The 23587-nt window shown below is 72.2% G+C and carries 16 protein-coding genes; 12 read left to right on the top strand and 4 right to left on the bottom strand.

All coding sequences use genetic code 11. From position 1 onward, the window contains the following. Positions 1-101: 101 nt before the first annotated feature. Positions 102-1490 carry a glycine--tRNA ligase gene (locus P696_RS0107815; RefSeq protein WP_211245655.1) on the top strand — a complete coding sequence of 463 codons (1389 nt, stop codon included), beginning with the start codon at positions 102-104 and terminating at the stop codon, positions 1488-1490. 154 nt (positions 1491-1644) lie between these two features. Here the strand turns inward: P696_RS0107815 and P696_RS0107810 are convergent, their stop codons facing one another. Next, on the bottom strand, positions 1645-2322 hold the full coding sequence (locus tag P696_RS0107810; protein ID WP_157429554.1) for a hypothetical protein: 678 nt from the start codon (positions 2320-2322) through the stop codon (positions 1645-1647). Between the two features lie 496 nt (positions 2323-2818). Between P696_RS0107810 and P696_RS0107805 the strand changes: the two genes are divergently transcribed. Continuing rightward, the gene (locus P696_RS0107805) at positions 2819-4534 is read left to right on the top strand and encodes a bifunctional metallophosphatase/5'-nucleotidase (RefSeq protein WP_211245654.1); all 1716 of its coding nucleotides are present in this window, start codon (positions 2819-2821) and stop codon (positions 4532-4534) included. 69 nt (positions 4535-4603) lie between these two features. On the opposite strand, the gene P696_RS0107800 is transcribed toward P696_RS0107805, so the two are convergent. Further along, positions 4604-6490: a glycoside hydrolase family 15 protein gene (locus P696_RS0107800; RefSeq protein ID WP_026411894.1), complete on the bottom strand. Its 1887-nt coding sequence runs from the start codon at positions 6488-6490 to the stop codon at positions 4604-4606. A 424-nt stretch (positions 6491-6914) separates the two neighbouring features. Here P696_RS0107800 and ppdK point away from each other — a divergent pair, with 424 nt between their 5' ends. Continuing rightward, complete coding sequence (gene ppdK, locus P696_RS0107795; protein ID WP_026411893.1) at positions 6915-9605, top strand: pyruvate, phosphate dikinase; 2691 nt, start codon at positions 6915-6917, stop codon at positions 9603-9605. A gap of 200 nt (positions 9606-9805) precedes the next feature. After that, positions 9806-10612, top strand: a complete 807-nt coding sequence (locus tag P696_RS43985) for a YdcF family protein (RefSeq protein WP_051467034.1) — start codon at positions 9806-9808, stop codon at positions 10610-10612. Between the two features lie 13 nt (positions 10613-10625). On the opposite strand, the gene P696_RS43980 is transcribed toward P696_RS43985, so the two are convergent. After that, on the bottom strand, positions 10626-12119 hold the full coding sequence (locus P696_RS43980; protein WP_051467033.1) for a M48 family metallopeptidase: 1494 nt from the start codon (positions 12117-12119) through the stop codon (positions 10626-10628). Between the two features lie 120 nt (positions 12120-12239). Between P696_RS43980 and P696_RS0107780 the strand changes: the two genes are divergently transcribed. From P696_RS0107780 to P696_RS0107745, 8 genes are all read left to right on the top strand, one after another. Next, on the top strand, positions 12240-13562 hold the full coding sequence (locus tag P696_RS0107780; RefSeq protein ID WP_026411892.1) for a deoxyguanosinetriphosphate triphosphohydrolase: 1323 nt from the start codon (positions 12240-12242) through the stop codon (positions 13560-13562). Between the two features lie 47 nt (positions 13563-13609). Then, the gene (locus P696_RS0107775) at positions 13610-14848 is read left to right on the top strand and encodes an NAD(P)/FAD-dependent oxidoreductase (RefSeq protein WP_026411891.1); all 1239 of its coding nucleotides are present in this window, start codon (positions 13610-13612) and stop codon (positions 14846-14848) included. 48 nt (positions 14849-14896) lie between these two features. Beyond that, positions 14897-16141 carry an MFS transporter gene (locus P696_RS0107770; protein ID WP_245627552.1) on the top strand — a complete coding sequence of 415 codons (1245 nt, stop codon included), beginning with the start codon at positions 14897-14899 and terminating at the stop codon, positions 16139-16141. Between the two features lie 58 nt (positions 16142-16199). Continuing rightward, positions 16200-16661, top strand: coding sequence for a GtrA family protein (locus P696_RS0107765; protein ID WP_026411889.1), 462 nt, complete (start codon positions 16200-16202; stop codon positions 16659-16661). Positions 16662-16838: 177 nt separating this feature from the next. Further along, entirely contained in the window at positions 16839-18539 is a 1701-nt protein-coding gene (locus P696_RS0107760) for an ABC transporter substrate-binding protein (protein ID WP_034483420.1), read from the top strand. A gap of 10 nt (positions 18540-18549) precedes the next feature. After that, complete coding sequence (locus tag P696_RS0107755; RefSeq protein WP_026411887.1) at positions 18550-19491, top strand: ABC transporter permease; 942 nt, start codon at positions 18550-18552, stop codon at positions 19489-19491. Between the two features lie 82 nt (positions 19492-19573). Continuing rightward, positions 19574-20563 (top strand): ABC transporter permease, encoded by a 990-nt coding sequence (locus tag P696_RS0107750; RefSeq protein ID WP_026411886.1) that lies wholly within the window; start codon positions 19574-19576, stop codon positions 20561-20563. After that, positions 20560-22176 (top strand): dipeptide ABC transporter ATP-binding protein, encoded by a 1617-nt coding sequence (locus P696_RS0107745; protein WP_026411885.1) that lies wholly within the window; start codon positions 20560-20562, stop codon positions 22174-22176. Before P696_RS0107750 ends, P696_RS0107745 begins: the two co-directional genes overlap by 4 nt. Before the next feature lie 72 nt (positions 22177-22248). Here P696_RS0107745 and P696_RS0107740 read toward each other — a convergent pair whose 3' ends face one another. Then, positions 22249-23577 carry an alpha/beta fold hydrolase gene (locus tag P696_RS0107740; protein ID WP_051467032.1) on the bottom strand — a complete coding sequence of 443 codons (1329 nt, stop codon included), beginning with the start codon at positions 23575-23577 and terminating at the stop codon, positions 22249-22251. Positions 23578-23587 lie beyond the last annotated feature (10 nt).

Below are 23587 nucleotides of genomic sequence, written 5' to 3'. Positions count from 1 at the left end.
GAATGTGAGCACGATCAACGGGGATACGCGTCGCCCTCCGTCCGACCGGCAGGGCGCGTGACGAACTCACCCGCCGACCGCCAGCCGGATGGAGAACAGCCATGGCACGCCGTTCCGACGTGATGGACACGATCATCAATCTCAGCAAGCGTCGGGGCCTGGTGTTCCCGTCCAGCGAGATCTACGGCGGACTGCGCGCCTCCTGGGACTACGGCCCTCTCGGCGTCGAGCTGAAGAACAACGTCAAGCGCCAGTGGTGGAAGTCGGTCGTGCAGGGCCGCGACGACGTCGTCGGCCTCGACTCCTCGGTGATCCTGGCCCGCGAGGTCTGGGAGGCCAGCGGCCACGTCCGCGAGTTCGTCGACCCGCTGACCGAGTGCCAGTCCTGCCACAAGCGGTTCCGCGCCGACCACCTGACCGAGGCGTACGAGGAGAAGCACGGCCAGGAGCCGCCGAACGGCCTGGCCGACGTGACCTGCCCGAACTGCGGCGTCAAGGGCGCGTTCACCGAGCCGAAGATGTTCAACGGCATGCTGCGCACCTACCTCGGCGCGATCGAGGACGAGTCGGGCCTGGCCTACCTGCGCCCCGAGACCGCGCAGGGCATCTTCATCAACTACCTGAACGTCCAGCAGTCGTCCCGCCGCAAGATCCCGTTCGGCATCGGCCAGATCGGCAAGTCGTTCCGCAACGAGATCACCCCGGGCAACTTCATCTTCCGGACCCGCGAGTTCGAGCAGATGGAGATGGAGTTCTTCGTCAAGCCGGGCAGCGACGAGGAGTGGCACCAGTACTGGATCGACCAGCGGTTCCAGTGGTACTCCGACCTCGGCATCAAGAAGGAGAACCTGCGGCTCTTCGAGCACCCGCAGGACAAGCTGTCCCACTACTCCAAGCGGACCGTCGACATCGAGTACCGCTTCGGCTTCTCCGGCAAGGAGTGGGGCGAGCTCGAGGGCGTCGCGAACCGCACCGACTTCGACCTGTCCACGCACGCCAAGGCGTCCGGCCAGGACCTGTCATTCTTCGACCAGGAGGCCGGCGAGCGGTTCGTCCCGTACGTGATCGAGCCCGCGGCGGGCGTCGACCGCTGCACGCTGACGTTCATGATGGACGCCTACGCCGAGGACGAGGCCCCGAACGCCAAGGGCAAGCTGGAGAAGCGCACGGTCATGCGGCTCGACCGGCGGCTCGCCCCGGTCAAGGTGGCCGTCCTGCCGCTGTCCCGGAACGCCGACCTGTCGCCGAAGGCCCGTGACCTGGCCGCGCAGCTCCGCAAGAACTGGAACGTCGACTTCGACGACGCGGGCGCGATCGGCCGCCGCTACCGCCGCCAGGACGAGATCGGCACCCCGTTCTGCGTCACCGTCGACTTCGACACCCTCGAGGACGACGCGGTGACCGTCCGGGAGCGGGACACGATGAGCCAGGAGCGCATCTCGCTGAGCCAGGTCGAGTCGTTCCTCGCCGCCCAGCTCGTCGGCTGCTGACGCCGCGACCGGCACCCCGCGCGCGACGCGGGCGAACGTGACAGGGGCCGTCTCCCTTTGGGGGAGACGGCCCCTTCGTTTCATCCGGCGCGCCTGGGGTCAAGGCGGGGTGGGCGCGCCTGCCGCGGGACGTGGCGGGACGGGAGGCGGACGGTCAGGAGGCCGCGATCCACAGCTGGGTGGTGTACGAGCCGGATCCGGGCGAGCTCTCGCCCAGGAGCTGGTACGCGGCGGTGACGGTGGCCGTGGACGGGCAGAGGAAGCTGCCGCCGGACTGGACGCCGATCGAGACGTTGTTCAGCTTGACCTGGGCCTGGTTGACGGTGGTGTCGGGCCGGGAGGCGTTGTTGGGGTTGTAGCCGTTGGCGGTCACGGTGCCGCCGTAGTAGCAGGTGATCCCGCCGAGGATGCTGGCGACGGCCTTGACCTTGAAGCTGGCGAGGGTCAGGGTGCCGTCGCGGCCACCGGAGTGGGTGCTGTCGTAGGCGACGGTCGCGCCCCACGGGAGGTTCTGGGCGGTCACGGCGACGGTGCCGCCGCCGCCCGGGCAGGCGGGACCGGGGTTGTTGGTGAACGACGCGGCGGTGATCGAGCCGCTGCCGCCGGAGTTCACCGAGCCGGACATCGTGGACTGGTTGCAGGATCCGCCGCCGAGCGAGGTGGTGACGGACGCGGTCCCGAGCAGCGACGCCTTGACGTTGCCCGAGAAGAGGGGCCCGGTGAGCGAGCCCGCGTGGATGCCGGTTCCGGCCGCCGTGGCGGCCGTCGCGGAGCCGACGACGAGCGCGGCCGCGGCCGCGCCCATGGCGAAGGTTGTCCTGATATGCGCCACCGGATGCTCCTTTGTCCGGTTACGGGGTGGGCAACGCGAAGGTAACTTCATCTCTGGCGCGCGCCTAGCCGAATGACCGAGGTTGTTATGGCCGAAACCTGACAGCCTTTCGCGTTCCGAACCGGGTTACGGTGAAGGGTTGGGCTTTACGCGGTGTTTGTTGGCATCTGTCAGCGCCTGTCAGGACCTGTAGGCATCTGATGGTTTTTGTCGGTATGTGCGCCGTGTGTCGCTCCGTGACCCGCCCGGTGTTCACGCGCCGTCGGTTCCGGCGTGGGGCGCGCGTCATCTGCGGATGATCATCTGCGTGCCGTACCCCCGCACCCCGCACCCGGCGAAACGGACACGGCATATGCGACCGGCACGACGGACCACCTCACAACAAACCACCTCAGAGTGGGCCAGCTCAGAGCGGACCACCCCACGACGGAACGCCGCGCGGCGGAACCTGACGCCTCGGGCCGTCCTCGCGGTCCCGCTGGCCGCCGCCGCGGCGTTGGGAACGTTCCAAACCGCCCCCGCCCTCGCGGCCCCCGCCACGGCCCCGGTGGACGTGCAGCTGCTGTCGATCACCGACTTCCACGGCTACCTCCAGCCGTACAACGACGCCGCGAACGGGCAGGTCCAGCTGCCGGACGGCACCAAGCTGAGCGTCGGCGGCGCCGCCTACAACGCGGCCCACCTGAAGCGGCTGAGCGCGGGGCAGCGCAACTCGATCCTGTTCTCCGCCGGGGACAACTTCAGCGGCTGGCCGTTCGAGGTGGACGCGTTCGGCGACGAGCCGACCGTCGAGGTGCTGAACAAGCTGGGCGTCCGGTTCTCCACCACCGGGAACCACGAGCTGGACGTCTCGGCGTCCTACCTCAGGGACCACATGATGAAGGGCCGCTGCGCCGGGTTCGGGCAGCGGGACGTGGACACCTGCTTCACCGACTCCACCGGCCGCCGCTTCCACGGCGCGGACTTCCCGTTCTCCACCGGCAACATCGTCGACTCCCGCTCCGGCAAGCCGATCCTGAAGCCGTACACCATCGAGTGGGTGCGCGGCGCGGGCGGCAGGAAGCTGCCCGTCGGGTTCATCAACCTGACCGTCCCGGACGCGCCGGTCGGCAGCACGTCCTACCAGCCCGGCCTGCGCTCGCTCCCGCTGCTGGAGACCGCGAACCGGTACGCCGCCGAGCTGCGGAAGCGCGGTGTTCGCGCGATCGTGGCGAACGTGCACGACGGCGGGACGGCCGCGGGCGGGTTCAACGCCTGCGACAAGCCGTCCGGTCCGGTTATCGACTTCGCGAAGCAGGCGTCGCCGGACATCGACGCGATCGTCACCGGGCACTGGCACGCGGGCTTCAACTGCTCGCTGCCCGACCCGGAGGGCCGGCCGCGCCCGGTCATCGAGGGCCTGAACCACGGGCGTCTGATCAGCGAGATCGACCTGAAGCTGGACGCGCGCACCGGCGAGGTCGACCGGTCCGCGACCACGTCGGTGAACCACCCGGTGACGCGCGACATCGCGCCCGACCCCGAGGTCCAGCGCATCGCCGACTACTGGACGGCCCGGGGCGACCGCCGTGCCGCCGAGCCGCTCGCCGCCCAGACCGGCGACTTCACCCGCGCCGCGAACGTGAGCGGTGAGAGCACGCTCGGCGACCTCGCCGCCGACGTCCAGTACTGGGAGGCCGGGAAGACCGCGCCCGGCCGCGCCGACCTCGCGCTCGTCTCGACCAAGCCCGCCAAGGGCAGCACGCCGCTCGCCGCCGACCTGCCCTTCGCCAAGGGCACGTCCGCCGGGGACGCCGACGGCCGGATCACCTTCGGCGAGGCGTGGCGCGCCTACGGCTACGGGAACCCGATCCTCACGGTCGGCCTGACCGGCGAGAAGATCCACCAGGCGCTCGAACAGCAGTGGCAGAAGGGGAGGTTCGCGCCGCTGGCGGTCTCCGGGAACGTCCGGTACCGGTACGACGCGAGCCGTCCCGAGGGGCAGCGGGTGGACGTGAAGGACGTCCTCGTCGACGGCAAGCCCCTCGACCCCGCCCGGACGTACCGGGTGGCGGCGCTCGCCTACACGCTGATCGGCGCGGACGGCTTCCCGGCGCTGACCGGCTTCACCGACCCCTACCGCAACGCCAAGCCCGACCACGAGGCGTTCGTCGCCTACCTGCGGGCCCACCCGACCCTCACGCCCGCCCCGCGCGACCGCGTGACCGGCTGACCCGGCCGGGGGAGAACGAACGAAGGGCCGGGGCGGACGTGGTCGTCCGCCCCGGCCCTCACTCCTCGGTCAGGCGAGGCCGGGTTCGCTCTCGCGCTGCTCGGCCTGGATCACCTGCATCACGGCGTTGATCAGGGCCAGGTGGGTGAACGCCTGAGGGAAGTTGCCCAGGTGGCGTCCGGTGTGCGGGTCGATCTCCTCGGCGTAGAGCTGCAGCGGGCTGGCGTAGCTCAGCAGCTTCTCGCACAGGGCCTTCGCCCGCTCCACCTCGCCGATCATCACCAGTGCGCTGACCAGCCAGAACGAGCAGATCGTGAAGGTGCCCTCCTCCGAGTCGAAGCCGTCGTCGGTCTCGGCCGCCCGGTACCGCAGCACCAGGTCGTCCTCGGACAGCTCGTCGGCGATGGCGAGCACCGTCTCGCGCACCCGCTTGTCGTCCGGCGGGAGGAAGCCCAGCAGCGGGATCAGCAGCGCCGAGGCGTCCAGCGAGGTGGCACCGTAGTGCGCGACGAACACGCCCCGGTCGTCCAGCGCGTGCGCGAGGACGTCGGCGTGCATCTCGTCGGCCGCCTCCTGCCAGCGGCGGGCCCGCTCGTGGTCGCCGCGGATCCGGGCGAGCCGGGCGCCCCGGTCGGCCGCGACCCAGCAGAACAGCTTGGACGAGGTGAAGTGCTGCGGCTCGCCGCGCACCTCCCACATCCCGGCGTCCGGCTGGCGCCAGTTGTCCAGGGCGTCCTCGACCTGCTTGACGACGATCTTCCAGAGCCGGTCGTCCAGCCGGTCGCGCTTGCGCACGAACATGTAGACCGACCCGATGATCGCGCCCCACACGTCGTGCTGGTTCTGGACGTACGCCTCGTTGCCGATGCGCACGGGACGCGCGCCGTCATACCCGCTGAGGTGGTCGAGCGTGGCCTCGGGCAGCTCCTCCCGGCCGTCCAGGCCGTACATGATTTGGAGCTTGCCCTCGGCGGCCTCGGCGACGTCGGTGATGAAGTAGAAGAAGTCGTTGGCCTCCCAGTCGTAGCCCAGCGTGTAGAACGCCCACAGGGCCATCGTGGAGTCGCGGATCCAGGTGTAGCGGTAGTCCCAGTTCCGCTCGCCGCCGGGGGTCTCGGGCAGCGAGGTGGTGGCCGCCGCCGCGACCGCGCCGGACGGCGCGAACGTCAGGCCCTTCAGCGTCAGCGCGCTGCGCTGAAGGTGGCTGCGCCAGGGGTGGTCGGGGAAGCGGCCCCGGTCGAGCCAGTGCTGCCAGTGGTGGACGGTCCAGACCAGCCGCTCCTGCGCCTCCTCGTAGGTGGCGGGCGGCCCGTGCTCGCTCCAGGACAGCGCGACGAACCGGGCGTCGCCCTCCTTGAGCAGCGTCCGGGAGGTGGCGAGCGAGCCCTCGAACCCGACGTTCATGTCGGTGGTCAGGTGCAGCGCGACGCCGTTCCCGCGCGCGACGGCCTGGTGGTAGCCGACGCCGGAGTGCTCCCAGCGGGCGGGGGACTGGCCGTAGTCGAACACCGGCATGCAGTCGAGCCGGACCTGCGCCTGCCCGTTGACGCAGCGCACCATGCGGAGCAGGACGTGGTCGGCGTCGTAGTCGGTGGGGGCCCGGCGGTGGGTGTGGGACCGTTCGTCCTCGTGGTGCCACGGCCCCATGAGCAGGGCGTCGGTCACCACCAGCCAGCCCCCGTGCACCCACCACGTGGTCTCCATGACCATCGTGCCGGGGATGTAGCGCTGGGCGGCGGGCACCTCGACGCCCGCCGGGCCGACCCGGAAATATCCCGCGTCCCTGTCCAGGATCGAGCCGAACACGCTGGGCGAGTCCATTTTCGGCAGGCACATCCACTCGATGTTCCCGCTGGGCGCGACCAGCGCGGTCGTCTCGCAGTCCGACAGGAACCCGTAGTCGGCGATCGGGGCGAACGGCTCTCCCGCCCGCCCTCCGGCGACCTTCGGCCTCACGGCCTCACCTCCTCTGTGATCCATCATTCCCTCCCCTCGGCAATGACCCGGCCATGGGCCGGGCCGACTCCGCCATGGGGCGAGCCGACCGGGCCTTGGGGTCACGCCGACCCGGCCATGGTCCAATCGGCCCGGCCATGGGGCCGTACCCACCGGAAAAGGCGGGTCGAGTGTGGCGTTTACCACCGGGGAGGTCTGCCGTGTCGCTATTGGTATAGGCCATTACAATGCTCCTGACCTGGGAATACACGCGTCGTGGCGAGGGGCGGCGAGCGGCGGCCGATTCCGCGGGTACAGTCCCCGCAAACAGGGCGAAGCTTCTAGCGCCGGGACAAACGCGATCATTTACTGACATCGCGGGCGGGACGGGCGCGGGAGACCGAACCCTGGCGTTGGGTGTCACCGGAGCGAGAAGGAGCTCCCCGTGCCGAAGTTCGTGTACGACTTCACTGAGGGCAACAAGGACCTCAAGGATCTGCTGGGAGGCAAGGGCGCCAACCTGGCCGAGATGACCAATCTCGGGCTGCCCGTGCCGCCCGGCTTCACGATCACGACCGAGTCCTGCAGGCACTACCTCGAGCACGGCACCCTCCCCGAGGGGCTCGAGAACGAGATCGACGAGCACCTCGCCGCGCTGGAACGGGCGATGGGCAAGAAGCTCGGCCAGCCGGACGACCCGCTGCTGGTCAGCGTCCGGTCCGGGGCGAAGTTCTCCATGCCGGGCATGATGGAGACCGTCCTCAACATCGGGCTGAACGACGACTCGGTCGCGGGCCTGGCCGCGCAGGCGGGCGACGAGCGGTTCGCCTGGGACTCCTACCGGCGGCTCATCCAGATGTTCGGCAAGACCGTCCTCGACATCGACGGCGAGCTGTTCGAGGACGCGCTGGAGGACGCCAAGCGCGCCAAGGGCGTCGGCAACGACACCGACCTGACGGCCGACGACTTCCGCGCCCTGGTCGGCACGTTCAAGGAGATCGTCAAGCACGAGACCGGGGACGACTTCCCGACCGACCCGCGTGAGCAGATGAGCCAGGCCATGCTCGCGGTGTTCCACTCCTGGAACGCCCCGCGCGCCATCCTGTACCGGCGGCAGGAGCGCATCCCGGTCGACCTCGGCACGGCCGTCAACATCTGCTCGATGGTGTTCGGCAACCTCGGCATGGACTCCGGCACCGGCGTCGCCTTCACCCGCGACCCCGCGTCCGGCCACCAGGGCGTCTACGGCGACTACCTGCAGAACGCGCAGGGCGAGGACGTGGTGGCGGGCATCCGCAACACGGTCCCGCTCACCGAGCTGGAGCGGATCGACAAGAGCTCCTACGACCAGCTGCTCGACATCATGGAGACGCTGGAGAACCACTACCGCGACATGTGCGACATCGAGTTCACGATCGAGCGCGGCAAGCTGTGGATGCTCCAGACCCGAGTAGGCAAGCGGACCGCCGCCGCGGCGTTCCGCATCGCCTGCCAGCTGCTCGACCAGGGCCTCATCGACGCCGACGAGGCCGCGTCCCGCATCACCGGCGACCAGCTCGCCCAGCTGATGTTCCCCCGGTTCGACACGTCCGCGGCCAAGGACGCCGAGAGGCTCACCAAGGGCATGAACGCCTCCCCGGGCGCGGCCGTCGGCAAGGCCGTGTTCAGCAGCGACGCCGCCGTCGCCGCCGCCGAGAGGGGCGAGGACGTCATCCTGGTCCGGCGCGAGACCAACCCCGACGACCTGGCGGGCATGGTCGCCGCGCGCGGCGTCCTCACCTCCCGCGGGGGCAAGACCTCGCACGCCGCCGTCGTCGCCCGCGGCATGGGCAAGACCTGCGTCTGCGGCGCCGAGGAACTCGACGTCGACGTCAAGGCGCGGAAGTTCACCGCGCCCGGCGGCGTCGTGGTCACCGAGGGCGACGTCATCTCCATCGACGGCACGAGCGGCCTGGTCTACCTGGGCGAGGTCCCGGTCGAGGACTCCGAGGTCGTCCAGTACTTCGAGGGGCGGCTGCCGGCGACCGGCGGCAACGAGCTGGTCGGCGCCGTCGACAGGATCATGGCTCACGCCGACGCCAAGGCCCGGATGAGCGTCCGCGCGAACGCCGACAACCCCGAGGACGCCGCCCGCGCCCGCCGGTTCGGCGCGCAGGGCATCGGCCTGTGCCGCACCGAGCACATGTTCCTCGGCGACCGGCGGCAGCTGGTCGAGAAGCTGATCCTCGCCGAGGACGACGAGGAGCGGGCCGCCGCCCTGGACGCCCTGGAGCCGCTGCAGCGCGCGGACTTCGAGGAGATCTTCGAGGCCATGGACGGGCTGCCGGTCACGATCCGGCTCATCGACCCCCCGCTGCACGAGTTCCTTCCCGATCTCACCGAGCTGTCGGTGAAGGTGGCGCTCGCCGGGGCGGACGCCGATCCGCAGGACCGGCGCCTGCTGGAGGCCGTCACCCGGCTGCACGAGCAGAACCCTATGCTCGGACTGCGCGGCGTGCGCCTGGGTTTGGTCATTCCGGGACTTTTCTTCATGCAGGTGAAGGCGATCGCCGAGGCCGCCGTCGCGCGCAAGGCCGCCGGAGGCGACCCACGCCCGGAGATCATGATCCCGCTCGTGGGCGCGGTGCAGGAGCTGGAGACCGTCCGGCAGGAGGCCGAGGGCGTCCTGCGGGGCGTCGCGGAGGCGACCGGCGTGGCCGTCCACACCCTGATCGGCACCATGATCGAGGTCCCGCGGGCCGCGCTCACCGCCGGGCAGATCGCCGAGGCGGCCGAGTTCTTCTCCTTCGGGACCAACGACCTCACCCAGATGACCTGGGGTTTCTCCCGGGACGACGTGGAGGCCGCGTTCTTCTCGCGGTACCTGGAACTGGGCATCTTCGGCGTGTCGCCCTTCGAGACGCTGGACCGCGAGGGCGTCGGACGGCTCGTCCGGATCGCCGTCGAGGAGGGCCGGGCGACGCGTCCGGACCTGAAGCTCGGCATCTGCGGCGAGCACGGAGGCGACCCGGACTCGGTGCACTTCTGCCACGAGGTGGGGCTGGACTACGTGTCCTGCTCGCCGTTCCGCGTGCCCGTCGCGCGGCTCGAGGCGGGCCGCGCCGCGATCGAGTCGGCGGGCAGCGACAGCCGCTGACCCCGTCCCCGGCGGATCCAGCCCAGGCGGATCCCGCCCCGGGCGTCCTTTGCCCGGGCGGGACGCCGCCCGGGTGAGGACTTGCCTCGGGGGCGGTCGCGCCGGGGCGAAATCGCGCCCGGTCCGTCCGGTTTCGTTACCTGGCGGGCCGGGCGAACCGTTCGCGTCCCCGGCGTCGTCTAACTAGCGTGTCAGGTGCGATGACGATGGAACTGCACGTGCCGGAGAACGAGCCGGACCCCGAGGCCGCGGCCCCCGACGAGCGGGCCGCGCGCGAGCGTGAGGACGACGGCGGACGCGGCCGGAGGAAACGCCGCCCGCCCCGCCCTCGCTGGTTCGTGATCACGGTCGGCGTGATCGTGACCCTGGTCGGCGTCGTCGTGGTGACCCCGCTCACCGTCGGCCTCCGCGTCTGGTACCAGGCCCGGCAGGACGAGCGGCCCCGCTCGGACGCGATCATCGTGCTGGGCGCGGCGCAGTACAACGGCGTCCCGTCGCCGACCCTGAAGTGGCGGCTCCAGCACGCGCTGGAGCTGTACAAGCAGGGCGTCGCGCCGCGCATCGTCACGGTCGGCGGCAAGGCCCCCGGGGACAACTTCACCGAGGCCGACTCCGGCCGCCGGTGGCTGGTCCGGGTGGGCGGCCTGCCCGCCGACCGGGTGATCGCCGTCCCGGTCGGCCGCGACACCCTGCAGAGCTTCAAGGCCGTCGGCGCCGAGTACCGCCGCCTCGGCCTGCACTCCGGCGTGATCGTCACCGACCCGTGGCACGTGCTGCGGGCCAAGCGGATGGCGTCCGACAACGGCATCAGCCCCGCCGGCTCGCCGACGCGCAGCGGCCCGAGCGTCCAGACCCGCGACACCCAGTACCACTACATCGTCCGCGAGACCGGCGGGTACCTGTCCTACGTGCTGCTCGGACGGAGCGTCCACACGCCGGACGAGACGATCAAGGGCGTCGTCCCGGACAACACCGGAACGCCGTCCACCCCGCCCGGCCACCGCTGACCGGCGGCCCTTCTCACTGCTGCGTGGCGAGGAGGGCGGGGCGGTGCTCGGCGGGGACGCCGTGGTGCTCCAGCAGGGCGCGCAGCTCGCCGGACGCGGCGGGGTCCGCGATGACGCGCGCGACGGCGTCCTTGACGACGACCTCCGCGCCGGACGCGTCCCGCAGCGTGGCCGGGCCCGCCCAGGACAGCGTCCAGCGGGCACGGCCGGTCTCGATCAGGACTCCCTGCACGGCGCGGGTCAGCACGTTCTCGACCAGGCCGCGGTCGTCGCCGTTGCCCTGCCACCCGAGCTCGCGCAGCCCCGCGGCCAGCTCGGGGATCCGCCCGGCGGTGACGGCGGCGAAGGCCCCGCCGAGCGTCGGCTCGGGCGCGCCGCCGATCCGCTGCGCCGCCACCAGCAGGTCGCTGACCGCCTCGGCGTTGGCCCCGTTGTACATGGCGCGGGCGACCAGCTCGTCCCAGGGGAGGGCGGGCAGGGCGCGGGCCTCGTCGGACCAGATGTCGGCCTCGACGGCGCGCTCGGCGGCGGCCGGGTCGCGCAGGACGGTCGCGGCGGGACGGTCGTCCACGTGGACGGGGCTCTCGGGAAGCCGGGCGATCGCGGCGAGCCGGTCCGGCAGGCTCGGGTGCGAGTCGTACGGGGAGGTCTCGGCGCTGTTCGCCTCGTTCAGGAACCGTTCGCGCTGGCCGCTCACCAGGTGGCGCAGGCCCCCGTACAGCTCGGTCGGACGGGCCTTGGCCGCGCCGATCAGCGGCAGGTACTCCGACCCGTACGCCTGCCACGCGGCGCCCGCGATGTGCACCTTCGTGAGCGCCTCGGACGCGGCGTGCCGTCCGGCGATCCGGACGGCGAACTCGTCCGCCTCGAGCTCCTGGCGGCGCGACACCGCCTCGGAGATGCGGAAGTAGAGCTTGGCGTACCAGACGAACAGCCGCTGGACGAAGGGGTGGTTGCCGAGCCCGCCGATCGTCCGGATGAGCGCGACGCGTCCGCGGTAGGTGGGCTGGCCGAGCCGGGTGTGCGAGCCGCTGTAGTGGCCGAGCTCGTGTCCGAGGACGGACCGGATCTCCGACCGGGTGAGCAGCCCGAGCAGCGGCAGCCCGACGAACATGCGGCGCCTGGTGGCGCGCAGGCCGAGCCAGGACGTCTCCTCCATGACGGCGGCGTTCACGTCAGGGACGAGGCGGATCTCGTCCGGCGGGGCGGTGCCGACGGCCCCGGCGAGCGCGGTGACCTCCTGCCACAGCTCCGGTTCGTCCTGCGGGCCGACGATCCGGCCGTAGGAGTCGTCGACGCCCTTCTTGCGGCCGACGACGAACAGGGCGCGCAGCAGCGCGAGCGCCGCGACGGTCAGCACGATCACGCCCTTGAGCGCGGCGAGGTGCGACGGGTGCGTCAGGAAGAGCACGTCGGCGGCCACGGCGACCGCGATGACGAGCCCGACCAGCACGTAGAAACCGGCGAGGAGGGTGAGCGCGAGGACGGCGCGCAGCGTGGTGGTCATGAGCCGGACCCCGGCAGGCTTGTGGTCATGTGTTCGTGCCTCGGTGAAGTGGGGGGTGGGTGTCAGGGGTGGGCGGTCGCTTCCGCCGCATCGGGGGGCGGGTGCGTACGCTGGGAGGAGATGAGCGTATACACCGATCCTGACCGCGAGCGCCGGGCCCCCGAGCCGCCCAAGCGCCGTGACCGCACCGCCTTCGAACGCGACCGGGCGCGGGTGCTGCACAGCGCGGCGCTGCGCCGGCTGGCCGCCAAGACCCAGGTCGCCTCGCCGGGCGAACCCGAGCCGCTCGGGAACCTGCAGATCCTGCGCACCCGGCTCACCCACTCCCTGGAGTGCGCCCAGGTCGGACGGGAGCTCGGCAGGTCGCTGGGCTGCGATCCGGACCTCGTCGAGACCGCGTGCCTGTCGCACGACATCGGCCACCCGCCGTTCGGCCACAACGGCGAGGTCGCCCTGGACGTCGTGGCCCGCGACTGCGGCGGGTTCGAGGGCAACGCGCAGAGCCTGCGCGTCCTGACCCGGCTCGAGCCGAAGTCCTTCGCCCCGGACGGGACCAGCGTCGGCCTCAACCTGACACGCGCCGCCCTCGACGCCGCGACGAAGTACCCGTGGACGAGGGCGGACGCCGTGAACGGCAAGTTCGGCATCTACGAGGACGACGTCCCGTACGCGCGGTGGGTCCGGCAGGACGCGCCGGAGGGCCGCGCGTGTTTCGAAGCGCAGGTCATGGACTGGAGCGACGACGTCGCCTACTCCGTCCACGACCTGGAGGACGCGCTGGTCGCGGGGCACATCGACTTCGCCCTGCTCGCCGATCCGGCCGAGCGGCGGCTGGTGTGCGAGACGGCCGCGAAGCTGTACTGCTCGGCGAGCCCCGAGCCGTCCGGCGCGGGCGCGCCCGACCGTGACGGCCTGCCCGCGCGCAGGGCCCAGCCGGTCGTCGCGGACGTCGCGGAACTGGAAGCGCGCTTCACCGACCTGCTCGCCGAGCCGTACTGGCCGGACCGCTACGACGGATCCACTCGCGCGCTCGCCGCGCTGAAGAACCTGACCAGCTCCCTGATCGGACGGTTCTGCGTCGCGGCGGAGGAGGAGACGCGCGCGGCCTACGGGGACCGTCCGCTCACCCGGTACGCGGCCGACCTGCTCGTCCCGCGCGCGCAGCGGCTGGAGTGCGCCGTGCTCAAGGGCATCACCGCGCACCACGTCTGGATCAGCCACGAGACCGAGCGCGCCCGCCAGCGCGAGCTGATCATGGAGCTGGCCGAACGGATGATCGCCGGGGCCCCGGGCACCCTGGACCCGGTCTTCCGCGAGGCGTTCGAGGCGGCGTCCGACGACGCCGGGCGGCTGCGCGCGGTCGTCGACCAGATCGCGTCCCTCACCGACACCTCCGCCGTCGCCCGCCACCGCGCCCTTGTCTCCCGCGGGGAGTCGGCGTAGTGAGGTAGGGACAGCCCGTGTCCGGGAGCCCACGCTGAGGAGGCGCCATGCCCACCGAGAAGCCCACCGAGACGTTCGTCATCGTCGGAGCGAGCTTGGCCGGCGCCAAGGCGGCGGAGACGTTGCGGCAGGAGGGGTTCGAGGGCCGGGTCGTCCTCGTGGGGGAGGAGATCGAGCGGCCGTACGAGCGTCCGCCCCTGTCGAAGGGCTTCCTGCTGGGTTCGGACTCGCGGGAGTCGACGCACGTCCATCCGGCGGAGTGGTACGAGGAGAACCGGGTCGAGTTGCGCGTCGGGACGTCCGCGACGTCGCTGGACCGCGAGGCCCACAGGGTCGTGTTGTCGACGGGGGAGCGGCTCGACTACGACCGCCTGCTTCTGGCCACGGGATCGTCGCCGAGGAGGCTGGACGTCCCGGGCGCGAAGCTCCAGGGCATCCACTACCTGCGCACCTTGGCGGACGCGGCGGTCCTGCGCGAGGCGCTGTCTCCGGGCGGACGGCGCGTCGTGGTGGCGGGCGCGGGCTGGATCGGGCTGGAGACCGCCGCCGCGGCCCGTTCCCATGGCAACGACGTCACGATCATCGAACCCGACCCCGGCCCCTTGTACCGGCATCTGGGTCCCGAGCTCGGTGAGGTGTTCGCCGACCTGCACCGCAAGCACGGCGTGAACCTCCGCTTCGACCAGGGCATGGCCGGGTTCTGGGGCGCGGGCCAGGTGTCGGCGGTCGTCTCGGACGGCGGCGCGGAGATCCCGGCGGACGTCGTCGTCGTGGGCATCGGCGCCCGCCCGAACACCGCGCTGGCCGAGGACGCGGGCCTGGAGGTGTCCGACGGCGTTCTCGTGGACGCGGGTCTCCGCACGTCCGACCCCGACATCTTCGCCGCGGGCGACGTGGCCAACCACGACCACCCGGTGCTGGGACGGCGCGTCCGGGTGGAGCACTGGGCGAACGCCCTGGACGGCGGCCCGGTCGCGGCCCGCGCGATGCTCGGCCGGGACGTCGTCCACGACGCGCTCCCGTACTTCTTCACCGACCAGTACGAGCTGGGCATGGAGATGTCGGGCCTGGCGTCCCCCGGCGACTACGACGAGGTCGTCTACCGGGGCGAGCCCGGCTCCCTGGAGTTCATCGCGTTCTGGCTGTCGGCCGGGCGGGTGGTCGCGGCGATGAACGTCAACGTCTGGGACGTCACCGACGACCTCCGCCGCCTCATCCGCGGCGGGGGCACGCCCGGCCGGGCCCGCCTGGCCGACCCGAAGGTGCCCCTGGCCGAGCTGATCTGAGGACGCCGGAAGATCGAAATCGGGTGATTCCGGTCATAGGGTGTGGGGGTGACCGCTCTCGCTCCCCAGGTGCTCCCGGATCTGCGCACCGCCCGGCGGGCGGTCACCGTGGCCTTCCTCGTGCACGGGCTCTCCGCGGCGGCCTGGGTCGCGCGGATCCCGCAGATCAAGGAGCACCTCGGGCTGAGCGCCGGGACGCTCGGGCTGGCGCTGCTCGGATCGCCGATCGGCGTCGTCCTCGCCACGCGTGTCGCGGGCCGGACGGTCGCGCGCCGGGGCAGCCGGGCGACCGTCCTGGTCTCCGGGACGGCGGCGGCGCTCGCCCCGGTCGCGCTCGGGCTCTCGGTGAACCTGCCGACGCTCGTCTGCGCCCTGGTGCTGCTCGGCGCGTCCCTCGGGCTGATGGACGTGGCGATGAACGCCCAGGGCGTCGCGATCGAGCGCGGCTACGGCCGTCCGATCATGTCGGGGCTGCACGGCGTCTACAGCATTGGGACGCTGGTCGCGGCCGTCGTCGGCTCCGGCGCGGCGCACGCGCACGTGCCCGTCCGCGTCCACCTGACCGTTCTCGGCGTCCTCTTCGCCGTCCTGCTGCTGACCGGGGCCCGGGGCCTGCTGGACCGCTCCGACCCCCACCTGGACGAGGAACCCGCCACCGCGCTCTCCGACCCTCTGGCCGACGCCCCGGCCAACGCCGCCGTGCCGGACGGGGGCGGCCGTGAGAGCACCGGAAAGGCGACAGGGACCGGGTTCCTGCTGGCCCTGCTGGGGGTGATCGGGCTCTGCTCGTTCGTCGGCGAGGGCGCGATGGCCGACTGGAGCGCGGTCTACCTGAAGGAGAGCCTGGGGGCCGGAGCCGGGTTCGCGGGCCTCGGGTACGCGGGATGCGCGGTGGCGATGACCCTCGGACGGCTGGCGGGCGACCGCGTCGTCGGACGGTTCGGGGCCGTCCGGGTGCTGCGGGCGGGGTCGCTGGTGGCGTGCGCGGGCCTCGGCGGCGGGCTCGCGATCGGCGAGCCGTGGGCGGCTGTCGCCGGATTCACCCTGTTCGGGCTCGGCGTCGCGGTGGTGGCGCCGGTCACGTTCAGCGCGTCCGGGAACCTGCCCGGGATCCCGGCGGCGCACGGGATCGCCCGGGTGACCGCGGTCGGCTATCTCGGCCTGCTGGGCGGGCCTCCGGTGATCGGGTTCGTCGCGCAGGCGGTCGGGCTGCCGTGGGCGCTGGCCGTCCCGGCGGCGCTGTCGGGCATGATCGTCCTGCTCGCGGGGGCGACGCGGGCCGCTGATCGTTGACCTTTCTGTGATCCGCCTCGCGGCGATTATCCAGGCCTGTCGGGTAATGTTCCGGCAAGTGAGCACCTTGCAGCGGTCAAGGCCCACCAAAGTGGCCCTGGCCGTTCGTCCCTACCGGCCGTTCCTGAGCGAACTGCTCAGTTTCGGCTTCGTGGGGTTCGTCGGCACGGTGATCACGATCGGCGGCGCGAACCTGCTGCGGGCCTGGCTCGGCGGCTCCCCGGTGACCAGCGTGGTCATCCCGACGCTGGTGTCCACGGGGACGTCCTACCTGGCGAACCGCTACTGGACGTTCCGGCACCGCGACAGCGACGGCTCCGGCCGCGAGTTCGCCATCTTCCTCACCCTCAACGGCATCGGCATGCTGATCCAGGTGATGTGCACGGGTTTCGTCTACTACACGCTGCACCTGCACGGCGGCATCGCCTACAACCTGAGCCTGCTCGCGGGGCTCGGCCTCGGCTCGTGGTTCCGGTACTGGTCGTACCGCAAGTGGGTGTTCACCCCCACCGCCGCCTGACGCCCTTCAGACCTTCTCAGCCTCTTCAGACCCCTTCCGGAACGCCGGGAGGGGTTCTCTCGTGAGAGCTATCCCACTTAAAAGGTAGGGAAGGTTGCAAAACTCCTGACCGGCGGTTTACGGTCATGCCGCGCGCCCCGAACCCCCGAGGGCGCAGGTTGAAATGAGGCACCCCCAATGAGGCTGCGACCGTTCGTCCTCCTCGGATCCGCGCTGCTGGCGGCCACGTCCGCCGTGGCCGGCTGCGGCGAGGGCTCCGGCTCCGGCGGCGGCGCGGCGTTCGACGCGAAGACCTGCCAGGGCGGCACGCTGACCGTGCTGAACCAGGGCGGGCTCGCCAAGTTCGATCCGGCCACGCTCTACACCTCGGGCGGCGGCGCGCTGCCGTCGCTGGTGTACCGGACGCTCACCACCCGCAAGCGCGTCCCCGGACAGGACGGCACCAAGCCCGTCCCGGACCTGGCCACCGACCTCGGCACCCCGAGCGACAACGCCAAGACCTGGAAGTACACGCTGCGGGACGGCCTGAAGTTCGAGGACGGCACCCCCATCACGTCCAAGGACGTCAAGTACGGCATCGAGCGCTCGTTCTCGCCGGACCTGCCCGGCGGCGCGCCCTACCTGCACGACTGGCTCATCGACGGCACCGGCTACAAGGGCCCGTACAAGGGCGCCGACCTGAAGTCGATCGAGACGCCGGACGACAGGACGATCGTCTTCAGGCTCCGCGCGCCGCACGGCGACTTCCCCTACCTCGCGACGGCGACCCAGTTCGCGCCCGTCCCGAAGGCCAAGGACACCGGCGTCAACTACCAGAACGCGCCCGTCTCCAGCGGCCCGTACAAGGTCGAGAAGTACGAGATCGGGAAGAGGCTCGTGCTCGTCCGGAACCCGTCCTGGTCCCGGGCCGTCGACGGCCAGCGGCTCGCCTGCCCGGACCGGATCGAGGTCACCGCCGGCCTGGACGCCACGATCATCAACCAGCGGCTGTCCAGCGGGTCCGGCGCGGACGCGAAGGCGATCACCACCGACACCTCCGTCGGCCCGGAGCAGCTCGCCCGCATCGGCGGCGACCCGAACCTCGCCAAGCGCGTCGCGCGGGGCGTGTTCGGAGAGACCAAGTACCTCGCGTTCGACACCACCAAGAAGCCGTTCAACGACATCCGGGTGCGGCAGGCCATCGCGTACGCGGTCAACCGGCAGTCGGTGATCAACGCGATCGGCGGCAGCGAGCTGGCGTCCCCGGCCACCACGTTCCTGCCGGACGGCCAAGCGTTCGGGCAGCAGCCGTACGACTACTTCCCGGCCGGTCAGACCGGGAACCCGGCCAAGGCCAAGGAACTGCTCGCCCAGGCCGGATACGGCAACGGCCTCACCGTCGACCTCGCGTACCCGAACGTCGACACCGACGGCATCGGACCGAAGGTCGCGCCCGCCGTCCAGGACGCCCTCAAGCAGGCCGGGATCACCGCGAAGCCGAAGTCCTTCAGTGACGACGACTACCGCAACGTCGCAGGCAAGCCCGCCACGCAGCCCGCGCTCAGCATCCAGACCTGGGGCGCGGACTGGCCCGCCGGAGGCCCGTTCCTCGTCCCGGTGTTCGACGGACGGCAGATCCTCACCGGCGGCGGCAACTTCAACCTCGCCCAGCTGAACGACCCGGCGGTGAACAAGGAGATCGACCAGATCAACACGATCACCGACGCCGGGCGGGCCGCGCCGCGCTGGGGCGCGCTCGACGCCGAGATCGGCAAGCAGGCGCTGGTCGTCCCGCTGTACCACCCGAAGACCGTCGCGCTGTTCGGCAAGGACGTGAAGAACGCCTACGTGGACGAGTGGCGCGGCTGGTACGACGTCTCGTCCGTCTCGGTGAAGTGACCGCGCGGCCATGACCCTGCTCGACACCGAGCCCGTCGCCGGGACGGACACCGCTCCGTCCCGGCGTGGCGGGGCCTGGCGGCGGCTGCGCGCCGACCGCTCCGCCCTCGCCGCGCTCGTCCTGGTCGGCCTGCTGGCCCTGGCCGCGCTCGCCGCGCCGCTGCTCACCGCCCTGGAGGGGCAGGACCCCACCACCTTCCACAGCCAGCTGCTCGACTCGGCGCGCGGCGGCGTCCCGCACGGCGCGTTCGGCGGCCTCAGCGGCGACCACTGGCTCGGCGTCGAGCCGGGCACCGGCCGGGACGTGTTCGCCCGCGTCGTCTACGGCGCGCGGGTCTCGCTGGGCGTCGCGCTCGCCGCGACCGTCCTGGAGCTGGTCATCGGGATCGCGATCGGGCTGGCCGCCGGGCTCGGCGGCCCCCGCCTGGACGCGGTGCTCAGCCGCGTCATCGAGATCGCGATCGCGTTCCCGTCGCTGCTGCTGGCGCTCGCGCTGATGGCGATCGTCCCGGACTCGGTGCCCCGGCCCGTCCTGGTCGCCCTCGCGATCACGGCCGTGAACTGGGGGAACGTCGCCCGCGTCACGCGCGCCCAGGCCATGTCGCTGCGCTCGCGCGAGTACGTGGACGCGGCGCGCCTCGCGGGCCTCGGGCCGCTGCCGATCGCGCTGCGCGAGATCCTGCCCGGCCTGACCACCCCGCTCATGGTGCTCGCCGCGCTGAAGGTGCCCAACAACATCGTCAACGAGGCGGGCCTGTCGTTCCTCGGCGCGGGCGTCCGGCCCCCGACGCCGTCCTGGGGCCAGATGCTCTCCACCTCCACCACCTGGTTCCAGACGGACCCCGCCTACGTGATCATTCCTGGCGGCCTGCTGCTGGTCACCCTGCTGGCCTTCTCCCTGTTCGCCGACGGCGTCCGCCGCGCCCTGGACCCCCGGAGCGTCCGCGTATGAGGTCCGTGCGGGTTCACAGGCTCGGGAAGTCCGAGCGCGGTCACGGGCGGGCCGTCGTCTCCGGCCCTGGAAGGACGGGCGCGTGATCTGGTTTCTGACGCGACGCGTCCTCGCGACGGTCGCGGTGCTGCTGGCGATGTCGGCGATCGTCTACGGGCTGTTCTACCTGATGCCCGGCGACCCGGCCGTCCTGGCGTGCGGCAAGCGGTGCGGGCCCGAGCAGCTCGTGGTCACCCGGCACAAGCTCGGCCTCGACCAGGCCGTCTACCTCCAGTACTGGCACTTCCTGGAGGGCCTGGTCATCGGCCGCGACTACTCGTCCGGGCCGGACGTGAACCACTGCGCCGCGCCCTGCCTCGGCTACTCGTTCCAGTCCGACCAGCCCGTGACGAGCCTGCTCCTGGACCGGCTTCCGGTGTCGGCGTCGCTGACGCTCGGCGCGCTCCTCCTGGCGCTGGTGCTCGGCGTCGGCGCGGGCCTGCTGTCCGCGCTGCGCCGCGGGACGGTCGTGGAACGCCTGCTCACCGGCGTGACCCTGCTCGGGTTCTCGACCCCGGTGTTCCTGATCGGGCTGATCCTGCTGCTGGTGTTCTGCGCCTGGCTGAAGGTACTGCCGTTCCCGAGCTACGTCCCGGTCACGCAGAACCCCGTCGAGTGGGCGCGGAACCTCGTGCTGCCGTGGTGCGCGCTCGCGCTCATCGAGGCGGCCCTGTTCGCGCGGGTCGCCCGGGCGGGGATCCTGGAGACGCTCGCCGAGGACCACATCCGGACGTTCCGCGCGTACGGGCTGTCCGAGCGGCAGGTCGTCCGGCGGCACGCGCTGCGCGGCGCGCTCGCCCCCGTCGCCACCATCACCGCCGTCGAGCTGGCCACGATCATCGTGTCGGCGATGCTCACCGAGAGCATGTTCGGCCTGCCCGGCATCGGCAAGCTGGCCGTCGAGGCCACCACCAGCGTCGACCTGCCGGTCATCGTCGGCGTGACGCTGCTCGCCGGGACGGCCGTCGTGCTCGCCAACGCCGTCGCGGACCTCCTGCACGCCGCCATCGACCCGAGAGTGAAGCTCGCATGACCCCCGTCCTCTCCGTCCGCGACCTGCGGGTCCGCTTCGGCGACCGCGAGGCCGTCGGCGGCGTCTCGTTCGACCTGGAGCCCGGCCGCGCGCTCGGCGTGGTCGGCGAGTCCGGCTCGGGCAAGAGCAGCATCGCCCTCGCCCTGGCCCGCCTGCACGTCGGCGCGGACGTCACCGGCTCGATCCTCGTGGACGGCACGGACGTGCTCGCCGCGTCCGACGCCGAGCTCCGGCGGCTGCGCGGCGGCCGGATCGCGATGGTGTTCCAGGACCCGCTGTCGTCCCTCGACCCGTACCTGCGCGTCGGCGACCAGATCGCGGAGGTGTACCGCGTCCACACGGGCGCGTCCCGCCGCGCCGCCGCGGCGAAGGCCGTCGAGGTCCTGGATCGCGTCGGCATCCCGGACGCGCCGCGCCGCGCCCGTGCCCACCCGCACGAGTTCTCCGGCGGCATGATCCAGCGCGCCCTCATCGCGATGGCCCTGGCCCTGGAGCCCCGCGTCCTGGTCGCGGACGAGCCGACCACCGCCCTCGACGTCACCGTCCAGGCCCGCCTGCTCGCCCTCCTGGACGAGCTCCGCGCCGACACCGGAATGGCGTTGTTGCTGGTCAGCCACGACTTCGGCGTCATCGCCGAGACCGCCGACGACGTCCTGGTCATGCGCGACGGCGTCGCGGTCGAGCACGGGCCGGTCGACGGCGTCCTGCGGGCCCCGTCCGCCGACTACACCCGCGAACTCCTCCAGGCCGTCCCCCGCCTGGACGCGCCGCGCCTCCGCGTGACCGCCCCTGAGCCCGGTGAACCGGCGGACGCCACACCAGGCCGGGAGCCCTTGCTGCGCGTCACCGACCTGCGGCGCGACTTCGTCTCGGGACCGCCGCTGCGGAGGCGGGCCGTCCCGGCGGTGGACGGCGTGTCGCTGGAGATCGCGCCCGGCGAGGCGCTCGGCGTCGTGGGGGAGAGCGGCAGCGGGAAGACGACCCTCGCGCGGCTGGTCGTGCGGCTGCTCGCGCCGTCCTCCGGGCGGATCGAGTTCGCCGGACGCGACGTCACCCGCCTGTCCGCCCGCGACCTGCGGCCGTCGCGCCGCGACCTCCAGATGGTGTTCCAGGACCCGCTGGCCTCGCTCAACCCGCGCCGCACGGTCGGCGACAGCATCGCCGACCCGCTGCGCGTCCTCGGCGAGCCGGACGCCGAGCGCACCGCGCGCGACCTGATGGACCGTGTCGGCCTCGACCCCGGCCGCTACGACGCCTACCCGCACGAGTTCTCCGGCGGGCAGCGCCAGCGCGTCGGCATCGCCCGCGCGCTCGCGCCCGGCCCGCGCCTGCTGGTCTGCGACGAGCCCGTGACGTCCCTGGACGTCTCGACGCAGGCGCAGATCCTCGCCCTGCTCGCCGAGCTCCGCGCCGAACGCGGCCTCGCGCTGCTGTTCGTCTCGCACGACCTCGCCGTCGTCCGGAGCGTCTGCGACCGCGTCGCTGTCATGCGCGCCGGACGCGTCGTCGAACTCGGCGACGTCGACACCGTCTACGACCACCCCGAGGACGCCTACACCCGCGAACTCCTGGCCGCCGTCCCCAGGCTGGCCGCCCTGGACCCCGTCCCCTGACCCTGTCAGGCCTCGCAGAGGGCCAGGCCGCGCGGCGGGTCGGGGCCGCGCGGTGGGCCCGGGCGCGGTGGGTCAGGCCTCGCCGTGGGACATGCGGATGAGGCGGTCGAGGACCTGGCCGTCGCTCACGCGCAGCCCGTCGTGCTCCCACTCGTTGGTGACCCACGCGCGTGCGCCGCCCACGGACCGGACGGTCTCCATCGAGAGCTCGAAGTCCACGTACATGTCGTCGTGGTAGACGGCGGCGCTGAGCGGGACGTCGTTGCCGCGCAGCCGCGCCGGGTCGTACAGCGCGGGCCAGTCGTCGTGCTCGGCGAGCAGGTCGGCGGCCTCGCGCAGCGGCGCCACCGACGGGTCGTCCGCGACCATCCACGGGTAGATCATCTCGCCGGTGAACAGCAGCGGGTCGCGGCCGTCCGGGTCCGGGGCGAACTCGGGGAACTCGGCGCGCAGGCGCTGCGCCGCCCAGCGGGTCGGGTTCGCGCCCTGCCCGTAGCACGCCTCGTGCAGGACGAGGTGGATCGGCGACCCGGTGTGGCTGAGGTGCGTCCCGACCTGCTCCAGGAAGACCTCCGACAGCTCCGGGCCGCCGTCGGCGAACGCCAGCTCCAGCAGGTAGTGCAGGCGGTCGTGGCCGTCGCCCGTGCCGAGCATCAGGCCGAGCGACTGGAAGCCCTCGACGGTCAGCGGGCGTCCGTTCGGCAGCCGCTCGCCGTGGTCCGCGAGGCGGCGCGCGATGTCGCGGACGAGCTTGATGTCGTCGGGGTAGCGGTCGTAGAACGCGGCGTTCTTGGCGGCGACGCGCGGGTACGTCCGGCGGTACACGTCCTCGGCGGTGGCGGTCAGGCCGGGCATGCCGCCCGTGACCAGCGCCTCCTGCACGCCCTCCGGCGCGAACGACAGGTAGGTGTTCACGCAGAACCCGCCGTAGCTCTGCCCGAGGATCGTCCACGGCGTGCCGCCGAGCAGCTCGCGGCGGATCAGCTCGGCGTCCAGCACGATCGAGTCGGCGCGGAACCGGGACAGGTAGCGCGCCTGCTCGGCGGGGCCGCCCAGCTCCGCCACCCGGCGCGCGCTCACCGGCGTGGACAGCCCGGTGCCGCGCTGGTCCAGCAGCAGGACGCGGTAGTCCGACAGCGCCCGGTTCACCCAGCCCTCCCGTCCCGAGGGACGCGGCGACCCGAACCCCGGCCCGCCCTGGAGGAACAGCAGCCACGGGAGGTCGTCGCGGCCCGCGTGCGCGGTCGCGACGACCTCCCGGGCGAACACCTCGATCCGCGGCCCGTCCGGATCGTCGTGGTCGAGCGGGACGGGGAAACGGTGGTCGGTGACGACGGTCCCGGTCTGGCGGAACGTCGGGCGGTACGGCCGGCTGAACGGCTCACGCAGGAACGAACCCATGCCCCGACCC

It is taken from the genome of Actinomadura oligospora ATCC 43269 (genome assembly GCF_000518265.1).
GTDB classification, from domain to species: domain Bacteria; phylum Actinomycetota; class Actinomycetes; order Streptosporangiales; family Streptosporangiaceae; genus Spirillospora; species Spirillospora oligospora.
The sequence above is the reverse complement of the archived record's forward strand: the minus strand, read 5'-3'. Positions and strand labels throughout refer to the sequence as shown.

Coding starts and splice junctions, on each gene's coding strand:
- P696_RS43985 (WP_051467034.1), top strand. CDS start 9,806: ATGACGATGGAACTGCACGTGCCGGAGAACGAGCCGGACCCCGAGGCC.
- P696_RS0107775 (WP_026411891.1), top strand. CDS start 13,610: ATGCCCACCGAGAAGCCCACCGAGACGTTCGTCATCGTCGGAGCGAGC.
- P696_RS0107815 (WP_211245655.1), top strand. CDS start 102: ATGGCACGCCGTTCCGACGTGATGGACACGATCATCAATCTCAGCAAG.
- P696_RS0107755 (WP_026411887.1), top strand. CDS start 18,550: ATGACCCTGCTCGACACCGAGCCCGTCGCCGGGACGGACACCGCTCCG.
- P696_RS0107780 (WP_026411892.1), top strand. CDS start 12,240: ATGAGCGTATACACCGATCCTGACCGCGAGCGCCGGGCCCCCGAGCCG.
- P696_RS0107740 (WP_051467032.1), bottom strand. CDS start 23,577: ATGGGTTCGTTCCTGCGTGAGCCGTTCAGCCGGCCGTACCGCCCGACG.
- P696_RS0107745 (WP_026411885.1), top strand. CDS start 20,560: ATGACCCCCGTCCTCTCCGTCCGCGACCTGCGGGTCCGCTTCGGCGAC.
- P696_RS43980 (WP_051467033.1), bottom strand. CDS start 12,119: ATGACCACCACGCTGCGCGCCGTCCTCGCGCTCACCCTCCTCGCCGGT.
- P696_RS0107760 (WP_034483420.1), top strand. CDS start 16,839: ATGAGGCTGCGACCGTTCGTCCTCCTCGGATCCGCGCTGCTGGCGGCC.